General features: G+C 46.5%; 16 protein-coding genes and 1 pseudogene. All 17 read right to left on the bottom strand.

The window, feature by feature from the left end; all coding sequences use genetic code 11:
• Nucleotides 1-50 precede the first annotated feature (50 nt).
• Nucleotides 51-305, bottom strand: a complete 255-nt coding sequence (locus tag D7X94_RS19985) for a hypothetical protein (RefSeq protein ID WP_147401770.1) — start codon at nucleotides 303-305, stop codon at nucleotides 51-53.
• A 42-nt stretch (nucleotides 306-347) separates the two neighbouring features.
• The gene (locus D7X94_RS19980) at nucleotides 348-476 is read right to left on the bottom strand and encodes an AAA family ATPase (RefSeq protein WP_120428998.1); all 129 of its coding nucleotides are present in this window, start codon (nucleotides 474-476) and stop codon (nucleotides 348-350) included.
• A 41-nt stretch (nucleotides 477-517) separates the two neighbouring features.
• Nucleotides 518-2,446, bottom strand: coding sequence for a recombinase family protein (locus D7X94_RS17130; protein ID WP_120428996.1), 1,929 nt, complete (start codon nucleotides 2,444-2,446; stop codon nucleotides 518-520).
• Nucleotides 2,447-2,500: 54 nt separating this feature from the next.
• Nucleotides 2,501-2,698, bottom strand: coding sequence for a stage II sporulation protein R (locus D7X94_RS17125; protein ID WP_120428995.1), 198 nt, complete (start codon nucleotides 2,696-2,698; stop codon nucleotides 2,501-2,503).
• A 100-nt stretch (nucleotides 2,699-2,798) separates the two neighbouring features.
• Nucleotides 2,799-3,029, bottom strand: coding sequence for a YdbC family protein (locus tag D7X94_RS17120; protein WP_120428993.1), 231 nt, complete (start codon nucleotides 3,027-3,029; stop codon nucleotides 2,799-2,801).
• A gap of 43 nt (nucleotides 3,030-3,072) precedes the next feature.
• Entirely contained in the window at nucleotides 3,073-3,927 is an 855-nt protein-coding gene (locus tag D7X94_RS17115) for a ParB/RepB/Spo0J family partition protein (protein ID WP_120428991.1), read from the bottom strand.
• 8 nt (nucleotides 3,928-3,935) lie between these two features.
• The gene (mobV, locus tag D7X94_RS17110) at nucleotides 3,936-4,901 is read right to left on the bottom strand and encodes a MobV family relaxase (protein ID WP_120428989.1); all 966 of its coding nucleotides are present in this window, start codon (nucleotides 4,899-4,901) and stop codon (nucleotides 3,936-3,938) included.
• A 2-nt stretch (nucleotides 4,902-4,903) separates the two neighbouring features.
• Entirely contained in the window at nucleotides 4,904-5,026 is a 123-nt protein-coding gene (locus D7X94_RS19600; protein WP_279221807.1) for a hypothetical protein, read from the bottom strand.
• 353 nt (nucleotides 5,027-5,379) lie between these two features.
• Nucleotides 5,380-6,420, bottom strand: a complete 1,041-nt coding sequence (locus D7X94_RS17105; RefSeq protein ID WP_120428987.1) for an AAA family ATPase — start codon at nucleotides 6,418-6,420, stop codon at nucleotides 5,380-5,382.
• A 152-nt stretch (nucleotides 6,421-6,572) separates the two neighbouring features.
• Nucleotides 6,573-7,046, bottom strand: a complete 474-nt coding sequence (locus tag D7X94_RS17100) for an RNA polymerase sigma factor (RefSeq protein ID WP_120428985.1) — start codon at nucleotides 7,044-7,046, stop codon at nucleotides 6,573-6,575.
• Between the two features lie 82 nt (nucleotides 7,047-7,128).
• Nucleotides 7,129-7,554 (bottom strand): sigma-70 family RNA polymerase sigma factor, encoded by a 426-nt coding sequence (locus D7X94_RS17095; protein ID WP_120428984.1) that lies wholly within the window; start codon nucleotides 7,552-7,554, stop codon nucleotides 7,129-7,131.
• An 86-nt stretch (nucleotides 7,555-7,640) separates the two neighbouring features.
• On the bottom strand, nucleotides 7,641-8,156 hold the full coding sequence (locus D7X94_RS17090; RefSeq protein WP_120428982.1) for a sigma-70 family RNA polymerase sigma factor: 516 nt from the start codon (nucleotides 8,154-8,156) through the stop codon (nucleotides 7,641-7,643).
• 475 nt (nucleotides 8,157-8,631) lie between these two features.
• On the bottom strand, nucleotides 8,632-9,210 hold the full coding sequence (locus D7X94_RS17085) for a helix-turn-helix domain-containing protein (RefSeq protein ID WP_120428979.1): 579 nt from the start codon (nucleotides 9,208-9,210) through the stop codon (nucleotides 8,632-8,634).
• Between the two features lie 161 nt (nucleotides 9,211-9,371).
• Nucleotides 9,372-10,211, bottom strand: a complete 840-nt coding sequence (locus D7X94_RS17080; RefSeq protein ID WP_120428977.1) for a MerR family transcriptional regulator — start codon at nucleotides 10,209-10,211, stop codon at nucleotides 9,372-9,374.
• Between the two features lie 218 nt (nucleotides 10,212-10,429).
• Nucleotides 10,430-10,999: pseudogene (locus D7X94_RS17075) on the bottom strand (IS630 family transposase); the annotation flags it as partial.
• A gap of 21 nt (nucleotides 11,000-11,020) precedes the next feature.
• Nucleotides 11,021-11,356: a winged helix-turn-helix domain-containing protein gene (locus D7X94_RS17070; protein ID WP_207667186.1), complete on the bottom strand. Its 336-nt coding sequence runs from the start codon at nucleotides 11,354-11,356 to the stop codon at nucleotides 11,021-11,023.
• A gap of 137 nt (nucleotides 11,357-11,493) precedes the next feature.
• Complete coding sequence (locus D7X94_RS17065) at nucleotides 11,494-11,850, bottom strand: TnpV protein (protein WP_120428973.1); 357 nt, start codon at nucleotides 11,848-11,850, stop codon at nucleotides 11,494-11,496.
• Between the last annotated feature and the right edge of the window lie 335 nt (nucleotides 11,851-12,185).

Here is a 12,185-nt window from a genome sequence, read left to right as displayed (position 1 = left end):
CGGCCCTGGATGCTGCCGCATAAGTTCCGCAAATCTTTGAGTTGAATGTGTCAACTGATATTGACAAGATCATTAGGATAATTTGCGCGAATGAAAGTTTTGACATCCTTTGCTCCAATGGTTTTCTTGGAACAATCCCATACTTTTACTATCTCCAACTTACCTTTTTCATTAAGTAGATATTCCTGATCCATTCTAACCGGCACATTAGCGTCTACTACTGTTTTTGCATCTTCATCTAAACAGAAACAACAAGCGATTTCAATCTTTTCATCTTGTGTGCATCGCAGGTTTCGATCTTCCAATTCAATTTTGACCTGCTCATTATTGAAGAATATTTCTAAGGCTTATAAAACAGTCGATTTCCCAACATCGTTCTTTCCAACGATAACATTTATATGTTCATCAAAATTGATGACAGTATCAATGTACCCTCTAAAATTTCTCAAATGAATACGGTTTAAACTTATGTTCATAGTGTGATTCCTTTCTTTGCAGAAAATTCAGCAAAATGGTATTACCGCTGCTTAAATGACTTTTGAATAAAGGTCTCTACAATTTTATATCGAAATGCCACGTTGTTCCACATCAGTCGGTCATTTTTTGCGGACAGTTCAATACATGCCTGTCTGTTTCGTTCTCTGCTCCTACGTTTCGTTTCTGTCCCTTGAGCCTTTCTTATCTTTCCCCTGCACTCTGGACAATACTTCGATATGGCAGAGCCGGGGACGTATTCAACGTCGCACACCATACAGTGTTTAGCGGGTAACGCTGTCCACCGCTTCGTAGGTGTGATATGTAATTCACCGACAAAGCCGATGAATTTATAATAAATCTTGATTTCCTGCCTAACCGTTCCGTCCGCTGACTTCTCACGCTCCGAAACAAGTATCTTGTCTATCAAGGCGTTTACAACCGTTGCGTCCAGTTCCTTTAAGCCTTGATAGTTGCGGATAAGGGAGAGGAAGTCACGGATTCCCTGCGACTTCTCGTAGCTTTCGTTAAGAGTTTCCGTTACTTCCTTCAACCGTGCTTCAATTTCAAGCTGTTCTTTCTGGTATTTCCCCGACATCATCTCGAAATTCCGCTCGGTGATACGCTCCATGACCTTATCCTCATAGAGAGAGGAAAACAGCCTGTCAAGCTCCGCAAGGCGTTTGTTCAGCTTCTTCCGTTCTTTCTCCATTACCTTTGCCTTGCTCTGGTCTGTTTCCGTGAGCCGCTTCTCAATCGCCCTCACCGCCCGCTCGTCATTCACCGCCATATCAGCAAAACGATTGATGTCGGCAAGGACGGCGTTGAATAAGTCCCTCGCTTCAATGGCGTGTGCGGTACACATGACGTTGCCATACCTGCCGTAATTATTACAGGTGTATTGTACGCAGTCGATAATGTCGGGGCGTTTCCTCCTGTTTGCGCTCATAGCCCGCAGAGCATAGCCGCAGTCTGCACACTTGATAACGCCTGCAAAGATATTCTCAAAGCCGCCCTTGTTCTCTGGCAGTCTGCGGCTCGTCATAAGCTGTTGGACAATATCAAATTCTTCTTGTGTGACTATGCCCTCATGGGTGTCGGGTATCACTTCCCATTCTTCGGGCAGCTTAGAGGGGCGTTTCTTGCTTTTCATGTTGACGGCAATCCGCTTGTAGCCTGCAAGGTTTCCTGCATATATCGGGCTTCTTAGAATACTTCTCACACTATTTTCGCTCCAAATATAACGGTTTTCCTCGTTATCCTCAAAGTATCTCTCATAGCCTGCCGCCCCCTGCTCCGCCGCATAAGCGGCAGGGCGTAAAACGTGCTGGCTGTTGATGTGCTTTCGGATTTTGGAGATTCCGTTTCCCGCAAGTGCAAGGTCGAATATCTCCCTTACAACGTGCGCCACCTTATCATCTATCAGCAGATGGTTGTGGTCGGCAGGGTCTTTGACATACCCATAGGGCGCATATGTTCCCATGAATTTCCCCTGCTGAAACCTCGCCCGATATGCCGATTTTATCTTGACCGACACATCGGCTGAATACATCTCGTTTAGGATGTTACGGAACGGCGTGATGTCCATCGCCGATTTATTCAAGGTGTCAACTCCGTCATTGACTGCTATATACCGCACGTTATTTTCGGGGAAAAAGACTTCCAGATATAGCCCGCAGTCAAGATAATTTCTCCCCAGACGGGATAAATCCTTCGTAATCACGCAGTTTATCAGTCCGTTTTCAATGTCCTTGACCATGTTCTGGAAACTCGGTCTTTGGAAATTCGTACCAGAGTAACCGTCGTCCACATAGGTTTTTGCCAAATGCCATCCCTGCTTTTTCACATAATCCGTGAGGATGGATTTCTGTGTTGCGATGCTCGCACTCTCGTTATCCGTGCCATCGTCCTTTGACAAGCGACAGTAAATCCCAACCTCGTAAACCTTATTTTCCGTCCTTAATCCTGCCATACTGTTAAACCTCCGTCTCTGTTCTACTAAATTTCATGCTCCATTGCGTACATTCTAAGCGGACAAGCCCTCATTGTCGAAGGTGTCGGCTTCGGCAATCTTCCTGCGAATATCCTCGGAGATAATCGGGATAAATGCGTCTGCAATCGTCTGTGTGCCTACATATTCCCGACTGATAATCACTTGTACTGGTGCTGTTGTTACAATGCGTTTTCTCTTTTCCATCGGTCTTTTATTTCTATCCTCGCCCATAATCGAACCGTCCTTTCCTTAAAATCCCCTGTTCCCATGCCTTTATGGCAGGGGGCAGGAGCGTATTGAAAACGCTCCCATCCCACAAAATCAGATACGCTCAATCCCCGCTGTTCAATTCTTTCTGCAATGCTTTAAAAAGTGCCGCCGCTTCATCAGCGTTCAATGTGATACCTTTGCCGCATTTCTCACGGTTTGGAGAGAAGCTGCGAATATCATATTTTGGCTCTTTCCCGTTCCATGAGATAAGGTTGATTTCCTTTGTGTAGCCGCTGTCACTTGCAGAGAGTACAGCGATTTCCTTTACAATCTCATACTGGATTTCTTTCATTCCCGACCTCAACTTTCTGTATTTACCTCCCGAAAAGAGAAGATTAGCGGCTGTCCCTGCCCCGTTTCCTCTGCAACTCACGCTCCAAAAGTTTGATGATGGTGTCCTCCATCTGCTTCGGCGTTGTCCCTTTCGGGAAGTATTTCTTTAACCGCTCCATGCCGATTTTCACGGTTTCTTTCTGGTTTCCCTTTTCCTCCGTCATAATTGCAAAGATGGTATCCATGTCAAGCCACCCGCTCTGGCTCAAAGTTTTCATCCGCTGTGCCTGTGAGAGGGAGGGCGTTGCTTCCTCGCTCTCCATTGTGGCGAATACGTTTTCCTGCTCGTCTTTCTTCAAATAGGACAACTCCACCGCAGGCGTGAGGGCGATTCTCCCCCCGTCCACCATTTGTAAAATAGGCGGTATCAGTTCCGTCAATCGGATAAACCTCTGCACGGTCATCCTGCCAACGCCGAAGCCCTGCGCCACCTTATCGTCCGTCCGCAACTTCGTCCCAACTTGTGACGAGGTTAAATCCGTGCGGAAGCCTTGCCGCTTCATGGCTTCGGATTTCATCTTGTAGGCAAACGCCCGCTCGCTCGGCAGGATATTTTCACGCTGTAAGTTGCTGTCTACAAGTGTGATGATGGCTCGGTCACGGTCTAAGGGCAGGACAAAAGCGGGGACTGTGTTTATCCCTGCAAGCTCCGAAGCACGGACACGCCGCTGTCCCGCAATGATTTCATAGCCGTTCCCGTCCTCTTTCGGGCGTGTGATTATCGGCGTTACAATTCCAAACTCCTTAATGCTTTCAGCCAACTCTGACAGCATTTCATCCTCCACCACATGAAACGGATTGTCGGGAAACGGGTATAAATCTGCTGTCTTTAATACCTTAAAATCCTGTTTCTTCATTCAAATTCCTACCTTTCTTTCGCTCTGTTCCGATTGCTTTTCTGTAATTCCTCTAACACTTCTGGCGGTATTTTTGAGAGCAGCCGCCCCATCTGCTCGTTGGTTCTCTGCAACTCAAATATCCTCTGGTTGGCTTTCTGTACCTTTAATTCCTGCTCATACTTTTCATCACGCATACGCCCCGCATAATCGGATTCCTGCCCGATTCTCTCTTTCAAGCTGTCAATATAGGCACTCTGTTTACTGATTTCTTTTGAGAATTTCTCCACGTCTGGGAGCCATGCCGCAACCATTTCCAGAGCCTTGTCACGCTTCTTTCCTGCGTTAAAGGCGTTAATGTCGGAGAGGGCAGACACGATTTCTTCATACTGTTTATCCAGCCTGCCGCCTAACTTGTAGAGCCATGTGGGGATGTGTTTCCGCTTCGTTTCCATTGAGGACTGCCCCCGCTCAAGCTGATTCCACCGTGCGGACATCCGCTCATGGTAGGCGGTCTGCCACTCGGACAGGCTCTTTTGGTTGCCTAATATAGACTTCGCTGACAGCTTGTTGTCTGGCGTAAGCGGCACAAAGCATAGGTGCATATGGGGCGTCCTCTCGTCCATATGGACGACTGCGGAGAGGATATTCTGCTTTCCCACACGCTCCGAAATGAAGTCAAGAGCCGTCTGGAAATAGGCTTTTTGTTCTTCGGGCGGTAAGCTGTTCATAAATTCGGGTGAAGCGGTGATAAGGGTTTCCACCATCATCACGCTGTCTTTCCTCGTCCTGCACCCTGCTTCAGCCACCATTCGGTTTATCTCTTTCTTGTAGGTGTAACGGGGCGGATTCACAAGATGGTAGTTATCTTTGGAACGTCCCACGTCAATGTCTGGGTTGCTTTTGTAGGCTTCTTTCTTCCGCTCGTTGTGGCGTTCACAAGCCGCAACGCCGCCTGCCTTGCGTTTCTGGAAACGCAGGATTGCATAGGGCATAGTCAATCTTCCTTTCTTCGGCGGGTAATCTCCCAAAAGGTGACGGTCGTGACGATGGTGACGGTGTTTTTGGGATACCCCCTACCGCCCGTCATAGCTGTCACCGTCCGCCGACATTCTTTCATCCGAAGCCGCAAGGCGCAGGATGGGCAGGGCGTAAGCCCTGCTTTAAGGGAGTCCAGAGGGAACGTCTGGCACACGACTTTGCAGGGCGAAGTGTAGTGTGTTACACCCTGTAAACGCAGTCGGAAAAATCGGAAGATTTTTCTGACCGCAGGGGTGGCTTTACGAGCCGAAAAGGGCGAGCAAAGCCCACGCCTGCACTTTGCGATTACGGGGTGTTCTCCCGTAGGGCAGAACCGCCGATTTTACATACATTTGCTATGACGGTGACAGCAACAGGGGGTATCCCAAAAACACCGTCACGACCGTCACTGACCGTCACGCATAAGCCAGAGCCGCCGTATTCACATGCTTCTTAGGTGACAGTGACAGCGGCAGGGGGTATCCCAGAAACACCGTCACCATCGTCACAACCGTCACCGTCCGTATCCTCCTGCCTCGCAAGGGAAATCAGCCTGTGGCTGTTCTTGCGGCAGAAGTCATAGCGGATATGGTTTTCAAGCAGGAAGTCAAGGCTGTACTCGTTCATCCATTTTGTCAAGACATTCGCCGCTGTCCCTGTTTCCCCTAAAGCACCCAGTAATTCCGTTGCCGTTCCAGTCCATTCCCCTTTGTCCTGCATGAAATCCACCAGCCGAAAAAGGATGTCTGGTATTGCTTCTTTGGCAAGCTGTTCCTGCTCTTTCCTCTCCACCAGTTCCCAACTGCAATCACGGAAACGGAGCGTGAACTCCTGATAGGGCGTGTCCCTGCCCGTCACATACAGCTTTGCGGCATTGGACGCACGGCTTTCCTGCTGCAGGACAAAGGTTGCGTCCGCACTTCCCGTCAATCCCGCCGTGCCAGACACTTTGTTGAACACGTCGCTGTCGTTCTGCTTTCGGATGTGGTGTACGACAATGACCGCTAATGAGTGCCTGTCGGCAAAGTCTTTGATGAGGGAGATGTCCCCGTAGTCGCTTGCATAGGCATTGTCTTTGGATGCGGTGCGGACTTTCTGCAAGGTGTCAATCACAATGAGCCTGCTGTCGGGGTATTCTTTCAGATAATCCTCCAACTGCACGATAAGACCGTCTGACAGCTTGTCGCTTGCCACCGCGAAGTGGAGCCGCCCGCTCGCTTCGTCTGTCAAGCGGAACAATCTGTCCTGTATGCGGCAGAACGTGTCCTCAAGGCAGAGGTAAAGCACGTCGCCCTCCTGTGTCGGCATATCCCACAAGGGGATTCCCTGCGACACACAAAGGCAGAGCTTCAGCATGAGCCAGCTCTTGCCGATTTTCTGTGAGCCGCAGAACAGAATTAAACCCGTGGGTATCAGACCATCCACCACAAAGGACGGCTTCTCAAGCGGTTCATAAAGAAGCATGTCGGCGTTGACCGTTTGAAGCTTCTGCATGGGATTCCTCCTTTCGGGCGGTGTCTTTGGTTTTGTTGCGCATAGGCGTGACCTCCTTAAAATAGATTTACTCCCACGGAAAAGAGTGAGAGTATGTAATGCCGCCATCCCCACACCGATAAAAAGCGGATTCCTTTTTCGGGCAGTAATCGTTAAGATTGGAGATACTTCCTCATTTCTTCCTTGACTTTCTCCCTTGCAACCGAAACAGACTTCTGGACAGCGGAAGCGGTGCAATGCTCCATCTCGCCAATCTGGTAAAAGTTGAAATCATACTCGTAATAGAGCAGGAAACGCCGCCTCTGTATCTCTGGCAGTCGGGTAACCGCTTTAGCGAATATCTCATTCCGTTCTTTTTCAATCATTCTTTCATCAAGCGTTTTGGGAACACGCAATGCCCGTCTGTAAAGGGTTTCATCCCATACCTCGTTAAACTCCCTGTGCCGCTGGTTCCATTGCTGAAGGTTTCTGCTTTTCCGCTCCATCTGCCGAAATTCAACAAATAGCTGTTCTGATACTTCCAGTTCGTGGTGTTCCCCCTGCCCGTCCTTAAAGCTGATAAAATACCTTTCGCCGCTTTCCGTGGATCCCTCCCGAAGCGTGTATGTCTTATCCCTATATGCCATCCTGCTTTTCTCCCGAAAAGAATTGAATAAGGGGATTGCCCCTCACCCGATAGCCCATAGGAAAGCAGGATGTATTAGACACTTATAAAATTTTCCGCAGCTTCTTCCGCAGATGGTTTAACCTTGCATAAATAGCCCCTGCCGTTAAATGCACAAGCGGGGCAATCTCCTTTGTGGAATATCCCTGCATTTTCAGCAGGACGATTTGTAATGCGCGTCTGTCCACCGTGATTAAGGCAAGGTACAGATTTTCGCTCTCAATCTCGTCCAGTAAATCAGAAACAGACCTTACCTCCGCCTGCTTCTCCCTGTCCGCCATGCCCTCAAGGTATTCGCCGAAGTCGCTCGCCCATCGGTAAAACCGCCTGTTGGAATTAAAATCTGCCCTGTCATCCGTGCGGATTTGCTCAATGGTTGCTTCATCAACGCCGCACTCACGCAGAATTTTTTCCTCGGTTTCTTTCCAGATACGCCATTTCCTGTCCTCCCGTCCGTGGTTGTATGCCATCCTTATTTCCTCCAATCGAATTGATTGAGAGGGCAGGAAAAAGCCTCCTCATTTTCCCAAAGGAAAAAACAAGGGGGCTGAACGCCTTAAATTTTGTTTTCCATTATCTTTCTCAGCTTCGCAAGGATTTTGGCTTTGCGCTTGTTCACAACGCTCTGTGTCACGCCTAACCGCAACCCGACTTCCCGCTCGGAAAGTTCTTCAAAGAAGATTGCTTGTATCAACGTCTGTTCACTGTCCGACAACAAAGGCAGGGCGGTTTTCAGCCTGTCCACCATCACCGCATGGACAACGGTTTCCGCAACATCCACCGTTTCATCAACAACGAAGTCAATCACATTTCCCTCACTGTCTGTAAATCCCTCCAATGAGAGCAGCTTGTGGTTCGTGTCCAGTTTTTTCAGATAACGCCACCGTTCTTTATCCCGATAGAAATCCGTGTACTGTTCCCGCACAACTTCAAGCAGACAGCCCTGCACGGGGATAAACAGCTTGTCCATGTAACTCTGGTCGGCTTGCCTGCGGCGGCAGAAGTCTGTATAGGATAATTCCACATAACCGCCGCTTTCTTTGATATATACTTTTCTTGGTGCGTATCTCACCGTAAGTACCTCCCATCTGAATTTTTAAAATGCTAAAATCTAGATGGGAAAGGCGGCGAACGGCAGCCAACAGCGGAAACAGCCCTGCGGCATATTCCGATAAAAAACGACAAAAGAAAAACCGCAAAGGCTCTGTGACCTCTACGGTTATGAGTGATTCTAATTCTGTTAAGTGGAGATTCTACTTCTGGTTTCATGGTGAGAAGTAGCGTTGCATGGGCAGAGATTTTTTTAACTGGCTTCCTGCCATTCCCCGATATGCTATGTATGGATAAATTCTGCGTTGCATGAGCAGATAGATTACTGCCCGAAAAAAGAACATAAAAAAATCCCTCCAAACTTGAAAACAGGTCTGGAGGGTATCTATTTATTTTTTTAGGTATAGTGAAACTGCCCACCATCGCACTGTTTTTTTTATTTGGTGGACATTGACCTTGCCTTTATCAAAAGAAATAAAACCAATAAACTACGTTGCTCACAGAGAGAAAAGCTTTGCCATCAAGTAAACAACAATAAAAGCTATTGCTGCACTTCCAAGCATATACATTACAGTTTGATATGGACGTTTCCCGATTTCCTGTTGTTCCTCTATCTCATCTAATCTCCTTCCTTCCGTAAAAGCAACGATTTCTTTATAGGTTGAAAGATGATTTTCTTTCTTGACTTTATCCGCTTTAAATGCAAAATATAGTGCGATAGCATACACCCCACTCCACGGAATCAGCCCATACCAGTCCATGAACGCTAGAAACGGAACAAATGTAATGACTGTTAGAATCAAAAACACAGCATATATACCGCCAATTTTATTTAATTTTTTAATTTCTGTTTCCTTGATTTCATTTTTCATAATTTCAACATCTCCTTTAATTAGTTGGTCAAGAGATACGTTGAATACAGAACTTAGCAGTAATACGCTATGAATATCTGGATAGTTTTTCCCCGTTTCCCAATTAGAAACGGTTTGTCTGCTCACATAGACCTTTTCTGCCAGTTCTTCTTGGGAAATCCCCATATTACTGCGATATTTTTTTATTTGTGCGCCAACTTCCAACTTTCTTCCTCCTTTCTTCGTTTGTCGATTGAATAGTATCCCTGAACCACCAGAATCTTATCATTCAACAAACCCAACTTCTACCAAAAGAATTTGACTTTAGCCAAAATCCCTATGTCAAATCCTTTTGACATAGGGATTTATCTACGTTTACAACGAAATTAAACACCATAATACTTTTTAATCGCATATGCAACATATTCAGAACAACCGTTTCCAAATTGGCTGTCCGTAGCTTCCGCCAACTTCTGTTTTTGCAAATACTCACTTGCTAAATCCAAAAGTATGCTTCTGGCATTGTCAAGTTTAAACATCTCCTTATAATTTTCCGCAAGCTGCTCGACTGCTTCTTTTTCTACATTAACGTCACCAGTTTCTTTCGCCGCCATAAACTTTTTATATATTTCAGTATTTTTGTCCTGCTCCTGCTTAAATTCCTTAACATCACCAGTTGACTGCATAATAGCTTCCATTGCTTTTTCTTTACTGCCATACCATTTAAAAACATCTGCAATGGCTTGTTCATTTGAAAAGCCTGCTGCTAAATATTCCCGATATTTTTCCTCACTTCCATATTTTTGTATCTGCTGTTTCAGTGATTCTTTTGACATACATCCCAACATATGGTCTAAAATTTCCTGAATCTCTTCGTTACTAAATGCCTTAAAACTCATAGTATTAACTCCTTTCATCACGTCTGATATTAACTCAATAATCCCATTTAGCCGATTTCGCTTTTGCTCCAATAAATTCTTTTGAGTTAATAAAGCCTGTTCTTTATCGTAGTTAGGACTGTCCATTATTTTCTTTATGTTTTCCAATGGTATCTCTAATTCTTTAAAGAACATAATTTCCTGTAACCTTTCTAGTGCTTTGTTGTCGTATAAGCGGTAGCCCGCATCTGACAATTCCGTTGGCTTTAATAAGCCAATCTCATCATAATATCTTAATGTTCTTATGCTTACTCCGCTTATCTCTGACACGTCTTTGACTGTTTTCATTATTTCCTCCTTCCAATCTTATCCTAAACCGTTACGCTACGAGAGAGTCAATACATAAATTTATCTTTTATTAAAGCAAAAATTATTCTCTATTATACCAAAAATTTTAACCTCATACATATCTAAAAAGCAGCGAAGATTTCTCCCCGCCGCTTTTGATTAACTATACATAAATAATTTCTTCATTCACAATCTCCCTCGCACACGCACTTATGTTATTACCCCCGAACAAGAATATAGGAAATCTGATTATGTTGAAAGAAAGCGGAGACCTTATCAGGAGAATGTTGTAATGTTCGCATGAAGGAAGCAGTTTTATGGCGGATATCGTATATGGTCCGAGGTAAGTCGCCAGAATGGACCGAAAGTTTCAGCGCGTGATTGAGATATTCGTCCGGATTGCTCTCGGGAGCATAGGGCGGCAGAAAGAACAGCTCGATTTTATCCCGATGCTTGTCCAGCCAGGCTGCGGCTTTCTTCCCGTGGTGCACCTTTAAGTTGTCCAAAATCAGGAAAACCTTTTGGTTGGAGGTCCGAATCAACCGGTCCATAAATTGGATCAGGCGCTGCTGGTTCATGGAATCCTCGTACATCATAAAGCGAACGTCCCCCTGCCTGCTCAGGGCGGAAAGCATATTCAGCCTCTCTCTTTTCGTTTCCACCGACAGAACAGGAGGCTGTCCTTTGGGTGCAAACCCGCGCTCACAGTTCGAGCAGTTGTCGATTCCAGTCTCGTCTCCCCAGTAAATCACGGCATTTTCTGCCTTGGCCCGCTGGTCGATGGCCGGATATTCTTCCTCCCGCCACCTTTAGATACGGGAAGGATTCTGTTTCCGGGCACGCTTGACCGGACGCTGGCACGTCAAGCCCCAGCGCCGCATATAATCCGACACACTGCCGTCCGAGATCTTTTTCCGATACCTTTTCCAGACGTATGCACACACTTTCTTCAGCGTCCACAGACTCCCAGGAATGCCGAATTCCTCTGGGCGGCGGGTAACAATCGTTTCCCGTATTTCCGCCTGCTCCTCCGGTGTCAGAAGCAGATGCGTCCCCTTCTGGAATCCGTGTTTCTTCGGTTCCAGCGCTTTGTCTCCCTCTCGCTTATATGCCGTCCATATTTCGCTGGCGCGACTCTGCCGCACTCCGGTTAATTCCTCAATTTCTTTCCCGGCTTTTCCCATCTGTTTGAGGCGTACGACCTGACGGCGTACCTGCTTGAGCTCTCCACTTTTCAGTTTTCGTAAATCTATGTATTCCATACTCCCTATTTTACCACTTTCTACTGCTTTTTTCTAGGTCGTTTTTCAGGAATAATATTTAAGTGTTGTACCCATTCTAAGGCGTTTTCTTCCTTTAGGCGTTCCGTTATGGCCTGTGCCTGTTTCATGCCCTCTATGAGCCGTTCAAAGCGTTCCTGCGCCTGCTTATCAATATCGGCAAGGTAGGCGTTAAGTCTGCCGCTTGTGAGAAGATTGGTGTATGTAACCTTGCGATGCTGCTTCAAATAATCCAAATGCCGCTGTCCCCATGTGCCTATCGGCTGTTCTTCTTCGGCGGGTAAAGCTATACATGGGATTAAATAGTCAACTTGCCTTTCGTATTTGCCGCCCAGTTCCTCAAAAATCGTCTTTGCCATTGTCTGTTACCTCCACATTCATTTTTATTTTGAATGTCCGCAAAATCCGTCCTACATCTCAAAATCACAAGCAATGAAAGGATGGGCCGTAGTGCCACCGTTTTTCCTCGCCTGGAGATAATCCCAACAGCATTAACCCTTTCGATCCATCTGGCAGGAGTCAAGGTATAAGCAGGAGAGCGAACATCAACAAGTAAATGCTGAAATGCCTGCTCGTCAAAGCTGGGATTATTTTCTCTTTCCCACTGGCCTAGGAATGCGATTGTATTCCTACTGCGAAGCCAGCTTTGAATCACATAGCTCGGGCTCTCTGAATCAAATCGCTTTGCGATATC

The sequence above is a fragment of the Acutalibacter sp. 1XD8-33 genome (assembly GCF_003612555.1).
GTDB lineage: Bacteria > Bacillota > Clostridia > Oscillospirales > Acutalibacteraceae > Acutalibacter.
This window is presented reverse-complemented; position numbering and strand designations above follow the sequence as displayed.

What these genes read in the sequence shown, in the direction of transcription:
- D7X94_RS19980 (WP_120428998.1), bottom strand. Translation starts at nt 476, where the DNA reads ATGAACATAAGTTTAAACCGTATTCATTTGAGAAATTTTAGAGGGTAC.
- D7X94_RS17080 (WP_120428977.1), bottom strand. Translation starts at nt 10,211, where the DNA reads ATGAAAACAGTCAAAGACGTGTCAGAGATAAGCGGAGTAAGCATAAGA.
- D7X94_RS17115 (WP_120428991.1), bottom strand. Translation starts at nt 3,927, where the DNA reads ATGAAGAAACAGGATTTTAAGGTATTAAAGACAGCAGATTTATACCCG.
- D7X94_RS19600 (WP_279221807.1), bottom strand. Translation starts at nt 5,026, where the DNA reads ATGAAAGAATGTCGGCGGACGGTGACAGCTATGACGGGCGGTAGGGGG.
- D7X94_RS17105 (WP_120428987.1), bottom strand. Translation starts at nt 6,420, where the DNA reads ATGCAGAAGCTTCAAACGGTCAACGCCGACATGCTTCTTTATGAACCG.
- D7X94_RS17100 (WP_120428985.1), bottom strand. Translation starts at nt 7,046, where the DNA reads ATGGCATATAGGGATAAGACATACACGCTTCGGGAGGGATCCACGGAA.
- mobV (WP_120428989.1), bottom strand. Translation starts at nt 4,901, where the DNA reads ATGCCCTATGCAATCCTGCGTTTCCAGAAACGCAAGGCAGGCGGCGTT.
- D7X94_RS17130 (WP_120428996.1), bottom strand. Translation starts at nt 2,446, where the DNA reads ATGGCAGGATTAAGGACGGAAAATAAGGTTTACGAGGTTGGGATTTAC.
- D7X94_RS17095 (WP_120428984.1), bottom strand. Translation starts at nt 7,554, where the DNA reads ATGGCATACAACCACGGACGGGAGGACAGGAAATGGCGTATCTGGAAA.
- D7X94_RS17065 (WP_120428973.1), bottom strand. Translation starts at nt 11,850, where the DNA reads ATGGCAAAGACGATTTTTGAGGAACTGGGCGGCAAATACGAAAGGCAA.
- D7X94_RS17125 (WP_120428995.1), bottom strand. Translation starts at nt 2,698, where the DNA reads ATGGGCGAGGATAGAAATAAAAGACCGATGGAAAAGAGAAAACGCATT.
- D7X94_RS17120 (WP_120428993.1), bottom strand. Translation starts at nt 3,029, where the DNA reads ATGAAAGAAATCCAGTATGAGATTGTAAAGGAAATCGCTGTACTCTCT.